Annotated in this window: 14 protein-coding genes; 5 read left to right on the forward strand and 9 right to left on the reverse strand. The window is 38.4% G+C overall.

All coding sequences use genetic code 11. The features are described 5' to 3' along the window. The first annotated feature begins 4 nt into the window (after positions 1-4). A complete protein-coding gene (locus NST65_RS01970; protein ID WP_065215329.1) occupies positions 5-745 on the forward strand; it encodes an alpha/beta fold hydrolase in 741 nt (246 codons plus the stop codon). Positions 746-775: 30 nt separating this feature from the next. Here the strand turns inward: NST65_RS01970 and NST65_RS01975 are convergent, their stop codons facing one another. The 6 genes from NST65_RS01975 to NST65_RS02000 all read right to left on the reverse strand — a co-directional run bounded on the left by NST65_RS01975 (position 776) and on the right by NST65_RS02000 (position 5575). Next, positions 776-1315, reverse strand: a complete 540-nt coding sequence (locus tag NST65_RS01975) for a hypothetical protein (RefSeq protein ID WP_041116633.1) — start codon at positions 1313-1315, stop codon at positions 776-778. Between the two features lie 20 nt (positions 1316-1335). Then, a complete protein-coding gene (locus NST65_RS01980) occupies positions 1336-1869 on the reverse strand; it encodes a stage II sporulation protein M (protein WP_061110382.1) in 534 nt (177 codons plus the stop codon). Then, complete coding sequence (locus NST65_RS01985; RefSeq protein ID WP_065215327.1) at positions 1826-2515, reverse strand: ABC transporter ATP-binding protein; 690 nt, start codon at positions 2513-2515, stop codon at positions 1826-1828. Before NST65_RS01985 ends, NST65_RS01980 begins: the two co-directional genes overlap by 44 nt. Positions 2516-2523: 8 nt before the next feature. Further along, positions 2524-3948, reverse strand: coding sequence for a hypothetical protein (locus NST65_RS01990; protein WP_111927540.1), 1425 nt, complete (start codon positions 3946-3948; stop codon positions 2524-2526). 64 nt (positions 3949-4012) lie between these two features. Beyond that, positions 4013-4312, reverse strand: a complete 300-nt coding sequence (locus NST65_RS01995) for a hypothetical protein (protein WP_024427284.1) — start codon at positions 4310-4312, stop codon at positions 4013-4015. A 348-nt stretch (positions 4313-4660) separates the two neighbouring features. Then, entirely contained in the window at positions 4661-5575 is a 915-nt protein-coding gene (locus NST65_RS02000; protein WP_065215325.1) for a DMT family transporter, read from the reverse strand. A 130-nt stretch (positions 5576-5705) separates the two neighbouring features. Between NST65_RS02000 and NST65_RS02005 the strand changes: the two genes are divergently transcribed. Next, positions 5706-7043 (forward strand): PLP-dependent aminotransferase family protein, encoded by a 1338-nt coding sequence (locus NST65_RS02005; RefSeq protein ID WP_111927539.1) that lies wholly within the window; start codon positions 5706-5708, stop codon positions 7041-7043. Here the strand turns inward: NST65_RS02005 and NST65_RS02010 are convergent. The 3 genes from NST65_RS02010 to NST65_RS02020 form a co-directional block, all read right to left on the reverse strand. Beyond that, positions 7040-7732 carry a 4'-phosphopantetheinyl transferase superfamily protein gene (locus NST65_RS02010; RefSeq protein ID WP_111927538.1) on the reverse strand — a complete coding sequence of 231 codons (693 nt, stop codon included), beginning with the start codon at positions 7730-7732 and terminating at the stop codon, positions 7040-7042. The genes NST65_RS02005 and NST65_RS02010 overlap by 4 nt on opposite strands. Positions 7733-7793: 61 nt before the next feature. After that, positions 7794-8381, reverse strand: coding sequence for a hypothetical protein (locus tag NST65_RS02015; protein ID WP_111927537.1), 588 nt, complete (start codon positions 8379-8381; stop codon positions 7794-7796). Between the two features lie 82 nt (positions 8382-8463). Beyond that, positions 8464-9108, reverse strand: coding sequence for a YitT family protein (locus NST65_RS02020; RefSeq protein ID WP_111927614.1), 645 nt, complete (start codon positions 9106-9108; stop codon positions 8464-8466). Positions 9109-9653: 545 nt separating this feature from the next. On the opposite strand from NST65_RS02020, the gene NST65_RS02025 reads away from it, so the two are divergent. The 3 genes from NST65_RS02025 (at position 9654) to NST65_RS02035 (ending at position 14213) form a co-directional block, all read left to right on the forward strand. Continuing rightward, positions 9654-13256: an isopeptide-forming domain-containing fimbrial protein gene (locus NST65_RS02025; RefSeq protein ID WP_111927536.1), complete on the forward strand. Its 3603-nt coding sequence runs from the start codon at positions 9654-9656 to the stop codon at positions 13254-13256. A gap of 6 nt (positions 13257-13262) precedes the next feature. Beyond that, entirely contained in the window at positions 13263-13823 is a 561-nt protein-coding gene (locus tag NST65_RS02030) for a class D sortase (protein ID WP_034283766.1), read from the forward strand. A 105-nt stretch (positions 13824-13928) separates the two neighbouring features. Continuing rightward, positions 13929-14213, forward strand: coding sequence for an AbrB/MazE/SpoVT family DNA-binding domain-containing protein (locus NST65_RS02035; protein WP_034283768.1), 285 nt, complete (start codon positions 13929-13931; stop codon positions 14211-14213). Position 14214: the final 1 nt, after the last annotated feature.

Genomic DNA, 14214 nt, shown 5'->3' on the forward strand with positions numbered 1-14214 from the left:
ACGTATGAATCAGTTATTGAAAACCTTTGAAAAAAAATCAGATCTCATTCAGCTTATTTGTTTTCCTTTTGCCGGCGGATATTCTGCCTCATACCGTCCGCTCTTTGAACAGCTAAAAGACGTGGCCGAAATCACAGCAGCAGAGCCCCCAGGGCACGGCACCAATCTCATGCCGCTTGAATCAAGCATTGACCGGCTGGCAGAGCTGTACAAAGAAGGACTCACGAACAAATTGAACCGCCCATTTATTCTGTTCGGACATTCAATGGGTGGGCTTGTGGTATACAGACTAACCCAGCTGCTAGAAAAGGAAGGAATTTATCCTGCAGCAGTGGTGATCTCAGCCATTCAGCCTCCGCAAACAAAACGGCAGATGCTGACGCATTTATCCAACGAAGCATTTGTACAGCATATTGCCGAAATGGGCGGGATTCCAAAGGAATTACTAGAGAACAAACCAATGATGGATTACTTTACACCGTCCTTGCGTGCAGACTACCGGGCACTGGAAACCTTCCAGCACACAGATCAATCGATCATCGACACACCTGTTTATTTATTCAATGGGAAGCAAGATGAGAAATGCATGCAGGATGCAAGCGGCTGGCTAAAATGGGCAAAAACCATCGAGCGCACTAATTTCGATGGAGGCCACATGTATATCAACACACACCTTGAGCAATTTGCAGAAGAGATGAGACATGTCATTGAGCTTACAGCCAAGCAGCAATTGATCAACAATTAAGAAAAAACGACCCATCAATAGGGTCGTTTTTTACTGAGGAATCATACTTGAAAACGCTGATATGGCTAATGAAAATAAGAATAATAAAACGAAAGGAATGAAAAATTTATAGCTTCTATTTTCTTGATTTTTTACGTAAGAATAGCACCACACACTAAATGATACTATGACGAAAATATTGATGTTCCATAAAAATGGAAGTGTAATCGTTCGTTCAGCATTAGATACTTTTAGTAGGTATAAAATAATAACAATCAAGTTGCCTAGCAAAATGTAATAGTAAGCTAATATCCCTTTTTTAAAAATATTTTTATAGGAATCTTTTATTCCGAAAATGATAAAACTTAAAAAAATGACTAATGAAAAAAATAAAACCTCAACCATTGGCTTGAATATTTCTCCAATCACAGCAAGTGAAATACCTATCCACTTACTAACTTCAATTACATCTTGATTCCCATCAAGTTGTAGTTCCAGTAGGTTTTTGTTTATTTCATCCATTTTTATTATAGAAAGGATGAAAGCTATTATACCAGAAAGCATACATACTAATAAAATGTGTTTTTTCATAATAGCACCCTTTAACAATATCAAATTTTTATAAAATAAAATTCAATCATCGAAGCAATAAATAATAAGAAAACGCCGGTTATAAGCTGACTAGCATAGATTTTCCCTTTTGTTTTAAATGAAATTTTGTTTTTAGATATGATATATCCTATAATCTGTCTTGATATATCAAAAGAGACAAAATAAAAAAGGAACAAACCGACAATCTCCATCGGAGCGTGGAAAATAATATAGTATAATGCTATATCAATTCCATATATATAGGTATACGATATAAAAAATGCACCTAGGAAAAAACCATTTAGAAAAATAATCATGCTAGATAACAAACCTAAACTAACTATTCCAGATATTAATATTAGGAGTGACACAAAAAGGTTATTTAAAAAAATTTCTAGATAGCTATGAATCTCAATGTTGTTTTTAAAATCTATACTATCTATAAATGTTGAAGCAAAAATACTTAAACTAAAACCTCCTAAAAATAGTATGATAAAAACTGAAAAATTTTTAAGATAATTTTTCAAAAAATTTCTTTTCGAGTTGATCTTCATGAAAAGTCACTCCTGAAGATTTTTTTTCTGAGTGAATAATACTACCATTATCAATAAAAAGGATTTCATCACATAAGTCTGCAGCAAATTGAATGATATGTGTGGAGAGCAAAATGATTTTGTTGGCATCTCTGAAATTTCTTAAATGTTTTTTCATGTCAGCCATGTTTGTAGGATCAAGACCTGTAAATGGCTCATCTAATAAAATAATGTTTGGATGATGTAATATTGTTAAAATAAAAGACATTCTTTGTCTCATGCCTCTTGAAAGAGCAGAGGAACGGCGGTGAATTTGCTCTTCTAATCCATATTTGCTCAATAAATCCTTGATTTGTCCATTTTCTAAAGGTTCTTCTACAAGCATAGATTGATATTTTACAAGTTCAAAACAGGTTAAGTTTTCAAATAGAGTTGGATCGTCTTCCATATATCCGACAGAAGAAAAATTTTGCTTTTTATGATTTATTAATATTTGACCTTCATCAGGATTTATTAATCCAGCTACCATTTCTAAAATAGTCGTTTTTCCAGCACCATTTTTACCTAATAGTCCGATTATTCTACCCTCTTGGAAATGCATCTCAGGGATCATAACTTTAAAGTTAGACTCTTTGTATTCTTTAATTAGACCATGAATTGATAACATACAATCCCTCACTCAAATAATGTTTTAAATGATTTGTAGTTTTTATTGATTGTTCTATCCCAAAATTTAATCATTAAAAATAAAATGATGAATGAACAAGCAGCCATAACAGAATTTGTTAAAATGAGATATACTGTGCTGTATGAGGAAATCACTGATAAAGCTAGAATGAAACCATAACAAATATTTAAAGTCAATTTACTAAGAGAACTTGGAACTTGATAAACAAATTCCCAATTAAAATAAGGAAATACAACAGTAGAACCGACAGTACAAATACTGACGAGAATGCAAGTGTTTATTAAAGTAATCATCACGTAAAAAGGCTGATCTAGTTTTAATACAAAACTTGAAAAAATGATATATAAAATACAAAAAAACAAGTGTAATATAATAGATAAAATAATCTTATTTTTAATTTTATTTTTCACTAAGTTAGGTAGATTCTGTTTCAAAGGAAGAATGGGGCCATCAATATCAAAAGAGACATATGGTTGTATGGCATTCGATATAATAATCATTGGAAAAATTACACTAAAAATAAATAAAAAATCATTTTCTATATTCAATGTTTCAAGTTGATTTGTATTAACACCATAAAGAATGAGACCAAATAACCCCCCAGATAATGTTAATATAAATAATAATACTGACCATTGAATAGGAGGATTTCTCAAGAGAAGTGTAATTTCATAAAACAAGATATGATTAAACTCTCTAGATGTTCTTTTTCGTTTTTCTTGTAATTCTTTTTGGGAATTAAAAATTGGTACATTACGAACATTTTTCTTCCAATTCATCAATAACAATAAACTAATGAATGTGAAGATTAAAATAAAATATATTGAATAACTAGATAAAGAATTTGTTAATAAATTGAATCTAAATACAGTGAATACCCATAGAGCAATGAGGCCTGTAGTTATATAACCAATGCTCGATGAAATTGAGAAAAACTTTGGATTAGAAAGTAGCAACAAGACGTGTAATCTAAGTAAGTAACCAAAAATAAAAGAAGTGGCGGCCAGAGCTGCTATTGTAAAAGATCCCTCGTACCCATTTATAATTAAATTTGCTAAGTAAGACCCTAAAATGAAGAATAATACACCCACAATAGTGCTGAAAAACTTACTCATATCTTTGCCGAAAATATATTGATCTAGATGAACTTTTAAAATAGCCATCTGTTTTTTATCAGAGGAGAAAAGTATTCTCATCAAACTCTTATCAATATTAACTGTAAACATAAATATAAACAGCGATAAATAAATTATTGATAAATCCTTAAAGAAAAAAGGAGTTAATATACCTAGTAATAGTGGTGTTATTATGTATAAAAAAGCAAAAAATACAAAAATGAGAGCATCTTTCCGATGATGTCTTCTTAAATCATTGATTAACAAGATTTTTGTATATGTTAAATATTTATGCATTTACAACACTTCCATTTTAAAGGTGTATAGAGAAGGCTGTTACACCTTCTCTATTAAATCTTTTTTAGAAAGAAATAGCGTATTTCACTCCGTATTTTCTAGCATAACTAATGACCAATGAAGCAATAGCACCAAGTCCAAAAGTACCTAAGACAGCAGCAACAGCACCCACTGTACCTGCTGCATTTAGAATTGCACTAACAGAAGTTATAGCCCAGCCAGGTATTTGAGGATAGTTTGCTACTAGATTTGCAAAAGGTGTAACTGGTTCAAGAGTCAATAAAATCATAGTTGTTAGAGTTAGAGTGAAAATAAGACTCAAGCCTACAATTGCAAAAAATCTATTTTTTAAACTCAATTCCATAATGAACACCCCCTCCCTTGCTTATATGCCCATATTATACAAAAAAAGGATATTTAATAAATGGGTTTTTTATACTGTATTTTATTTCTCTGTAACGAAAGATTTAGTAGTATTTTGATGGAATGAGAAAGGGTAGTAAAATTACTCGAGAATTAATAGCTCCTAAATCGTATTTTTTATATTGATAATGACATTACTTGAGTAACTAGCTATGAAATACAAGGTGAAATTACTTATTATATTAAATATGATATTTAATTTGGACGAAAAAAGATGCTTATACAAGACAATCAACAATTGATTAGACATTAAAAAGAAAGCGGCCCTCTTTAATGAGGCCGCTTTTACTTATGAATGCTGTTTCTTCACCACATTCCCGCCAATCACCCCGCCAATGACCAGCACCCCTCCGAGGAGATGATACCAATCAATCGTTTCGTGTAAAATGAGAACCCCGGCGGCGACCGTGATAAACGCGGATAAATTGTTAAAGATGCTGACCTTTGCCGCTTCAAGCTGAGAGAGTGCATAATTTGATAAATATGCCGTGAGAAGCGATGAAACAATGCCTAAAAAGAGCATTGACCATACAAAGGATACTTGTGTAAATGGACTGAAAAACTCCGGCAATGACCCATTGATCGAATGCCGGATAAGCGCGGCGGCATTGAAAAAGACAAAGCCAAAGAAGGTCATCACAAAGGTGAGTTCAATCACATGGAATCGTTTTGTAATCACTCTGGCAAAAACACTATATGCACTGGATGACAGGGCTGAAAGTAAAATCAGCACATAGCCGATGAAGTGAGAATGCTTGACATCAATTCCCTTCATGACAAAGAGAAGCATCACCCCGCACACAGAAAGAAAGGTAAACAGCACTTGTATCCATGTCGCACGTTCCTTTAAAAACCAGGCTGCCAGCAGCATCGTCAGAATGGGAATCGTCGCTTGAATGATGCCAGCCTCTGAAGAAGATGTATACATCAATCCCCACACTTGAAAAGCAAAGAACAAAACAGGATAAAGCAAGGAAAACGGTACGATATAAATGAGATCACGCCATTGAATGGATATGCGATACTTTTTTCGTAGAAACGGATACAGCAATAGAGCGGCAGCAAAAGAAACGGTAAAGCGGTGTGCCAATAAATCGATTGGGTTTGCTGATTCTAATGCTATTTTGACAAACAAAAAGGAAAAGCCAATGATAGAGGCGTATGCGATCGCAGCAGCATACGCTTTTTGTTTTGACATATTCATAACGTGACTCCTTACATGAGCATGCATGCTTCAAATGAATTGACCGGTTCTGTTCTTCTATCGTAATCGGATCATCTAACGTGTACAATAAGAGAACATGATATCTGTACCGGTACAAGGAGGAAAAGGTGTGAGGAAATATGATCAGCTTGTCTTGAGCTTAAAAGAAAAAATGGATTCTGGTGAGTACAGTGCTGGGATGAAAATTCCATCCATTCGCCACTTAGCGGCTCAATATGTAGTGAGTAAAAGCACTGTCATCAAGGCGCTGGATACATTGGAGCGTGAACATCTGCTATATTCTGTAGAAAGAAGCGGTTATTATGTCGTGAAAACGAAGCAGCGAGCAGGCAAGCAGGACGGCACATGGATTGATTTTGCTTCATCTGCACCTGATCCCGTTGTGTTTCCATATGTCGATTTCCAGCACTGCATCAACCAAGCGATCGATTTATATCAAAATGACTTATTTATTTACGGCACAGCCAACGGCTTACCATCGCTGCTGCCAGTCATTTCAAAGCGATTAATGGATTATCAAGTGTTTGCTCATCCAGAACAGATCGTCATGACCTCTGGTATTCAGCTCGCTTTATCCATTTTAAGCACCATTCCTTTTCCGAATGGAAAACAAACCATACTAGTCGAACAGCCGGGTTATCACTTATATCTCCAATATTTAGAGAAAAATCAATTGCCTGTGCGCGGAATTCAGCGGACGGAAAAAGGGATCGATCTTATCGAATTAGAGCATATCTTTCGAGAAGAGGAGATTCGTTTTTTCTATACGATGCCAAGATTTCAAAACCCGCTTGGAACGAGTTTATCAAAACGAGAAAAAAGAGCGATTGCAGCCCTTGCTGAGAAATATGATGTCTACATTGTTGAGGATGATTATATAGCAGATTTAGAATTCGACACAAAAAGAGACCCGATCTACTCGTACGATCAGGCTGGAAAGGTCATTTATTTGAAAAGCTTTTCTAAAATCATTTTTCCGGGGCTGCGAACAGGAGCGGTCGTCTTACCTGAAGAACTGATTCGGCCTTTTAGCGAACACAAACGGCTGATTGATATCGACAGCTCCATGCTGTCCCAGGCAGCCTTAGAAATATATTTAAAAAGCGGGATGTTTGAGCGGCATAGAGACAGGATGCGGGCGACCTATCGAAACCGCTCCAAGCAGCTCGTGGCAAGTTTAAAAAATGATCAGAGCGCTTATCAGCTGGGAGAACAGGAGCCGGCTACCCATACACATTTACGTGTCGACCGGTCGATTCCCATGAACCAGATTATTCAGCAGCTGAAAAAGGCATCTGTTTCCATTCAGCCAATTGACCGTTATTACCTGTCGGCCTATCAAAAGGACCCCATTCTTCAGCTGAACATTTGGCAGGTGAAAGAAGAGCAGATCACACGCGGAGTCGATCTATTAAAGACGGTATTTCAGCAAAGCACGCGTTATTAAAGGCGGGACAGTACATCGCTGCAAGTGAGACTCTCAACGCTTTCAGTCGCAGCAGGTTTTCGTGTGCATACCGCCATTTGGTAGGCAGGGTCAAGTGAGTATGTTTGAACAAAGCAAGGCGCTTCATGATCAGGTAATGTCAACGCAGCCTGTCCATCCTCTGACAGACGGGCTGTAAAGGACGAAAGCCCATAGGATAATCCTTTTCCAGTCAGCTTGATAAAGGCCTCCTTCATTGACCAAAGATGAAAGAAATAGGCTTCCTGCCGTTCTGCCGGCTGTGAGAGTAAATCCTGATACTCATCCGCTGAAAAAAATCGTTTGGCAATCGCCAGATCAATAGGCTTGATTTCCTCAATATCAATGCCCACAGGTGCATCATCTACTGCGCAAACGACCCAATCGCCAGAGTGAGAAAGATTAAAATGAAAAGAAGGAAGCTGCCGGACGACAGGTTTGCCATTGCCCTCTGTTTCAAAAACGATCTCGTCCATAGGCAGCTCGTACATATCATGGATCGTTTGACGAACCAGCACTTCACCTAACAAGGTCCTTCTTGCGTCGATCAAAAAACGAAAGCGTTCAGCGGCAGCACGCTTTTCAGCTGAAACAAAGGGTTTCAGACGATCTATTTGTTGTCGTTCATTGATTTCATCTAAGTGTTGTAATTGGATAGCAAATATCTTCATAACAAACCTCTAATTTTTTACATTGATTGTACCATTGGAGAGCGGCGTGCAAAAGGGTCCATTAACGATTTACGATGTGAACACCATTCGGATCAGTTGTATCAACTCCATCAACATCCGTCATGATCACGTCAAGCAGGGAAAGCCGTTCTCCTTTTTGCCAGTGAATGGGCTGATGCAAAGGTGATAGCAGCTGATCGACTTTAGGTGTCTGTGACAAATCAGGAACAGCAATTGTCATAGCATGCAGCGCATCGGTTCCAGTTTCAATGACATCTGTAAGGCGCTGTAATTCAAGCCTTAAACGAAGAGGTGTCGTAAGAAACGTTCTCCGTTCCCCAGCTTGGATTGGCCAGTTTAGTTCTTTAGCTTGTGCAAGCAGTTGATCATATTTTTCGTCTGAGACAAGAAAGCCGATGTGATCAAAAAGGACTTTTTTGCTATAGCCAAATGTGATATTGATCTGTCCTTTTCTCATTTCGATGATTCGAAAAGTCGGCTGCTCTTCTCTAAAATCATCCCATGTCAGCGGGGGATGATAGGAGCCATCCTTTGTGAAACGGCCTTTAACCTCAAAGCCTAGCGAACGACATGTTTGTTCTGTCTCTTCAACAAATGGTGTCCAGTAATGATAGTGGAAAAGCTGCATAGGTCTCATCTCCAGTATGTGAATATTCTGTTTATTTATTTTAGCACAAGAAAAGCCATTCTAATTATAGAATGGCTTGCTTTCATCTTGTAAGGGTTTGAACAGGTTTTTCTGCTGTTTTTGTAATGAGCAGCTGCAGGAGCCGTGTTGATTGCGGCAAGGAGAAACGAAGGACAAGACCTGTGAAGATCGCAGTCAAAATCGTTCCAACGCCAATCGGTCCACCGAGCATCCATGCAAATAAAAGCACTGTTAACTCAATGCCATTTCGAACCCACTGTACGTTCAGCCCCGTTTTCGCTGAGATGAGCAGCATTAATGAGTCCCGTGGCCCAGCGCCAAGATTGGCTGAAACATAAATGCCAACGCCATATCCAGAAACAACAACACCTGTAATAAATATATATAAGGCCGGAAAATAACCGTGTGGCGCAGGTAATATCGCATTAAAGAAATCAATAAACACGCCAATCAGCACCATATTCAGTAAAGCGCCGATCTTTGGAAATGATTTCGTAAAAATAGAAGTCAGTGTCACAATGAGTGCACCAATGATAATGGACCATTGTCCAATTGTGAGTCCAAAATGCTGAAACAGTCCGTAGTGGAAAGCGTCCCAAGGACCAATCCCAAGAATCTTTCCTTTCACTGTCAGCGATAGTCCAAAAGCTAATACGATCAATCCAACAAAATAAAAAAACCAACGTAAAAGATGTTCCCGCTTCAAAAGCTTTCCCTTCTTTCTTAAACACTCGATTTCCATCGTAACATACTCTCACTCCCCTTTAAATGGCTTTGCTCAATTGTAATCGCTTACTTCAAAAAAAGAATTTTGTCGAATTGTAAGGGTCAAAACATCAAAACAGGCAGCAAGACTTTCGGATTGTTTTTTTTAGCAAAAGAAGCCATTAATTTCCGCATTTTAAGAGAAAAAGAAAATAATTCAATATATTTTCCCAAAAAAATAATCTGCACCAATTAAAGAATAATTATCTTTAAATAGAAGAGATTGTATATAAATCATGTCATTAGACCTGTTTGGAGGAAAAGGGAAATGCGGAGGTATACGATAAAAAAGGTCATTTTATTGGAAAAAACATAGGAGAATCAAACGTCGAGAAGTGTATGTTACTAAATGACTATTTTTGTCGAAAATAGTCATTTAGTCATGTTGAGGCATTTGAAATGTTACTGATATTCTTTACCAAAGTGTGGGAGGTGAACTGGTACATACCATTACGATATGAAGCGAGAAAAAGGGGAGGTCAAAGAATGAACTTATTAAAAAGAACGAGTCAATTATTTCTTATATTGGTGCTGATCGTTGGAAATCTATTAACGGTCTCACCAGCTGTTACGAAAGCCGCTGGGACGGTTGTTGTCAATAACACGGATTCTTATATTATTGGGAGTAGGCCACTGGTTCTTCAGCAGCTCGATGGAAATAATCCAACAAATGTAAAAGCTAGTGTAGAGGTGAAAGGAATCGATATGGGTGCAGTGAATGGTGTTGCTGTAAGTGATCGAGAAAATGTTGTGTATGCAACTGCAAATAGCACGACCCCTACTCTATATAAAATAAATGCGACATCAGGGCAAGCAGAGAGCGTAACCCAATTACCAGAAGGTGCTTCTAATGCCGTTGTGTATCAAGATAAATATATCTATTCTTATGCTTCTAATGGTGAGTATTTCCTTGGAACATACGATTTAGCTACGGGTCAAAAATCGTCTAAAAAAATTGTCGGATATGACATCGGGTCTGGCGTTGGCGGAGATCTTGTCGTTGATAAGGACGGCTATCTTTGGTTCGCATCAAATGGCAGTGGGGCCATTGCGCAAATGAACCCTGATACAGCAGAAGTCATTCGTGTCATTCCGATTAAAAATGCAGATGGTAAAACGATTGACGGAGGCGTTCGGGGGATTAGCTTTTTGCCCAATGGACAAATGCTATTACAGTCAGGGTTAAATGACTCCATTGGCCATTCAACTCTTTTTACACTTGATGCGAAAACTTTAAGTACAACATATATGGGCACTGTAGGTGATTCATTATCTTACGACTTAGCTTCACGAGTAAAGCCAGAATTTGATCCATATCCTCCAGAGCTTGAATCAGAAAAATCAGTTGTCTTACAGAAAAAAGCAGAGGGCAACACAGATGAGAAGCATCCAGAAGTAGGCGACACGTTACTTTATACTATTAAAGCAAAAAATACTGTGCAATATGGTATTGTCAAAAATCTGATTATATCAGATAAGCTGCCAAGCAGCTTAACGTATGTTTCAGGGTCTCTTAAGGTGGATGGAACGAGCGTAACAGATGCAAAAGATCAAGACAAAGGTGATTATACAAACGGCACTGTTTCAGGTCAAATAGGTGACGTGAAAGATACCGATTGGCACACAGTGACATTTGAAGCGACGGTAGGCAAAGGTCAGGCAGGCAAAGATATTCAAAATACCGCGAATGTCAAAGGGGAAAACGCACCTCCGGATGAACCAACAACAAACATAGAAATTTACCCGCGTGACCCAAAGCTTGAATCAAAAAAATCAGCGGTCTTACAGAAAAAAGCAGAAGGTAACACAGATGAGAAGCATCCAGAAGTAGGCGACACATTACTGTATACCATTCAAGCCCGTAACGCTGTTGAAGATAGTGTGATTGAAGATCTTGTGATTTCTGACAAGTTACCTCAAGGGTTATCATATGTACCAAATTCACTTCAGGTAGATGGAAATCCAGTCACAGATGTAAAAGATGATGACAACGGGGATATGACAGACGGAACTGTCACTGGAACGTTCGGTGAAGTGAAAGATGCGAAATGGCATACCGTGACGTTTGAAGTCACAGTTGAAAAAGGTCAGGCAGGCAAAGATATTCAAAATACAGCTAATGTCACAAGCGGCAACACACCGCCAGACGAGCCGACAACAAAAACAGAAATCTATCCGCGTAACCCAAAGCTGACTTCTGAAAAATCAGCAGTTTTACAGAAAAAAGCAGAAGGTAACACAGATGAGAAGCATCCAGAAGTAGGCGATACCCTGCTTTATACAATTAAAACAAAGAATACGATAGAAGACAGTCTCGTTGAAAACTTAGTGATCTCAGATGAACTGCCGGAAGGGTTGGCATATGTACCGAATTCACTTCAGGTGAATGGAGATGCAGTCACAGACGCAAAGGATGACGATAACGGAGACTTTACAAACGGAACCATCTCAGGACAATTTGGCGACATTAAGGATACAGATTGGCATACCGTGACGTTTGAAGTGACGGTTGAAAAAGGACAATCAGGCAAAGACATTCAAAATACAGCCAATGTCACAGGCGGCAACACACCGCCAGATAAGCCGACAACAAAAACAGAAATCTATCCGCGTGATCCAAAGCTTGAATCAGAAAAATCAGCGGTTTTGCAGAAAAAAGCAGAAGGTAACAAAGATGAGAAACACCCAGAAGTAGGCGATACCCTGCTTTATACAATTAAAACAAAAAACACGGTAGAAGACAGTCTTGTTGAAAATCTAGTGATTTCAGATCAATTACCAAAAGGGTTGAAGTATGTCACCGGGTCCCTTCAAATTGATGGGGAATCTGTCACAGATGTGAAAGACGACGATAGCGGTGACTACACAGATGGAAAGGTTACAGGTTCTTTTGGTGATGTGAAGGACACGGACTGGCATACTGTGACGTTTGAAGTGACAGTTGAAAAGGGACAGGCTGGTCAAGACATTCAAAACACAGCTGAAGTAACTGGCGAAAACACGCCGCCAGATGATCCAACAACGAAAACAGAAATTTATCCTCGTGAACCAAAACTAGCATCTGAAAAGGCTGCAAGTATTCAGAAAAAGGCAGAAGGCAACAAAGATAAAAAGACACCACAGGTAGGCGATACCCTTCTTTATACAATCAAAACAAAGAATCTTGAAGAAGACAGCATCGTCAACAATCTTGTGATTTTCGATGAACTGCCAGAAGGTCTTGAATACGTCGAAGGATCATTAAAAGTAGATGGACAAGCCGTCACAGATGCAAAAGATGACGACAAGGGAGACTACACAAAAGGTACGGTGACCGGTCAATTTGGCGATATCAAAGATACGGACTGGCATACAGTGACCTTTGAAGCGAAGGTCGCTAAAGGCCAATCAGGTAAAAGCATTCAAAACACAGCCAAAGTAACAGGCGATAATACACCGCCAGACGAACCAACAACCGAAACACACATTGATCCAAGAGATCCAAAGCTTGAATCAGAAAAAACATCAGAAATCTCTCAAAAAGCAGAAGGCAATACCGATGAAAAAGAAGTACAAGTAGGCGACACCCTTCTTTACACCATCAAAACAAAAAATAGTTTAGAAGACAGTATCATCAAAGATCTAGTGATCACAGATAAACTGCCAGAAGGTCTTGAATATGTTGAAGGGTCGTTAAAAGTAGATGGACAAGCTGCCACAGATGCAAAAGATGACGATAACGGAGATTACACAAAAGGCACAGTCACCGGTCAATTTGGCGATATCAAAGATACGGACTGGCATACAGTGACCTTTGAAGCGAAGGCTGCCAAAGGATCTGAAGGGAAAACCATTCAAAATATCGGAGTCGTGAAGGGTGAGAATGTAGATGAGCCAGACAAACCTGAAAACTCAACGACAGTAGAACCACCAAATGTGCCAGAAGTCCCAGCAAATCCAGATCAACCTTCTGAGCCACAACAGGATACACCTGGTCATCATCTTCCGAATACTGCAACAGCAATGTACAACCTTTTACTAGCAGGATTTGCCCTTGTATTAATAGGTGCATCCCTTATTGTATGGAAAAGAAGAAAAAGAAACGGATAATCGTCCATGGTTCAAAAAATCATCTCAACTCTATTGATTACAGCAGGTATTTGTCTTGTGATCATAGGATATATAAGGATCGTTGATGGACAAAGGCAAGTAGATCAATCTTTCCAGTCTGCACAAGCAGCCATTCAGCAAAAGGGGGAAACGGATTCCCCTTTTGTTCCAAAGGCTGGTGAAACCATTGGACTCTTACACATTCCAAAGTTAAACGCTGAGTTACCAATTGTAGAAGGAACAGAAGCAGAGGACTTGGCAAAGGGTGTTGGTCATTATCATGAGAGCAATTTACCAAATGAACAGGGACAAATCGTTTTATCTGGGCATCGTGATACTGTGTTTAGACGAACAGGAGAACTTGTGAAAGGGGATCAACTCGTCATTGAGCTTTCATACGGTCGGTTTACCTATGAAATTGAGAAAACAAAGATTGTAAAAAAAGATGATCAAAGTATTATTACACTACAACAGGAAAAGGAAGAACTTGTCCTGACAACATGCTATCCTTTTTCTTTCATTGGTCCTGCACCAAACAGATATATCATATATGGAAAGCGTGTTTAAGCACTGGATCAGCCTGCAACTTATCCTTTCACTAACCGATTAAAGCGCTTCATTCCTTGATAGAGAGGGAATTGCCTATATCTAGAGATGCAGGAGGGGGTCAATTTGTTAAATCAAGACTATGTAAGATATATAGATAACTTTGGAAGAATTGTTCTTCCGACAGATATAAGAAAACGGCTAAAAATTCTTCCGCAAGATTTTATGGAGATTTATCGAGAAGAAGACCAAATTGTGATGAAGCCATATTGGCAGGACAAACCTTGTATCGTCACAGGGGAAGTGACAAACTCCAATAAGGTGCTATCCGGCGGGGTGGTCATCAGTCCAGAGGGAGCGAGACTGCTCCTGCAAGATTTACTGGCGCTACGCCTGCAAAAAGAGATATAAA

Source organism: Bacillus sp. FSL P4-0248, from assembly GCF_038593305.1.
In the GTDB taxonomy this organism is placed as follows: domain Bacteria; phylum Bacillota; class Bacilli; order Bacillales; family Bacillaceae; genus Bacillus; species Bacillus safensis.

Excerpts from the sequence above, each read along its gene's own strand:
- NST65_RS01980 (WP_061110382.1), bottom strand. The coding sequence starts at position 1,869 with ATGAAGATCAACTCGAAAAGAAATTTTTTGAAAAATTATCTTAAAAAT.
- NST65_RS01990 (WP_111927540.1), bottom strand. The coding sequence starts at position 3,948 with ATGCATAAATATTTAACATATACAAAAATCTTGTTAATCAATGATTTA.
- NST65_RS01975 (WP_041116633.1), bottom strand. The coding sequence starts at position 1,315 with ATGAAAAAACACATTTTATTAGTATGTATGCTTTCTGGTATAATAGCT.
- NST65_RS02025 (WP_111927536.1), top strand. The coding sequence starts at position 9,654 with ATGAACTTATTAAAAAGAACGAGTCAATTATTTCTTATATTGGTGCTG.
- NST65_RS01995 (WP_024427284.1), bottom strand. The coding sequence starts at position 4,312 with ATGGAATTGAGTTTAAAAAATAGATTTTTTGCAATTGTAGGCTTGAGT.
- NST65_RS01985 (WP_065215327.1), bottom strand. The coding sequence starts at position 2,515 with ATGTTATCAATTCATGGTCTAATTAAAGAATACAAAGAGTCTAACTTT.
- NST65_RS01970 (WP_065215329.1), top strand. The coding sequence starts at position 5 with ATGAATCAGTTATTGAAAACCTTTGAAAAAAAATCAGATCTCATTCAG.
- NST65_RS02000 (WP_065215325.1), bottom strand. The coding sequence starts at position 5,575 with ATGAATATGTCAAAACAAAAAGCGTATGCTGCTGCGATCGCATACGCC.
- NST65_RS02030 (WP_034283766.1), top strand. The coding sequence starts at position 13,263 with ATGGTTCAAAAAATCATCTCAACTCTATTGATTACAGCAGGTATTTGT.
- NST65_RS02010 (WP_111927538.1), bottom strand. The coding sequence starts at position 7,732 with ATGAAGATATTTGCTATCCAATTACAACACTTAGATGAAATCAATGAA.
- NST65_RS02015 (WP_111927537.1), bottom strand. The coding sequence starts at position 8,381 with ATGCAGCTTTTCCACTATCATTACTGGACACCATTTGTTGAAGAGACA.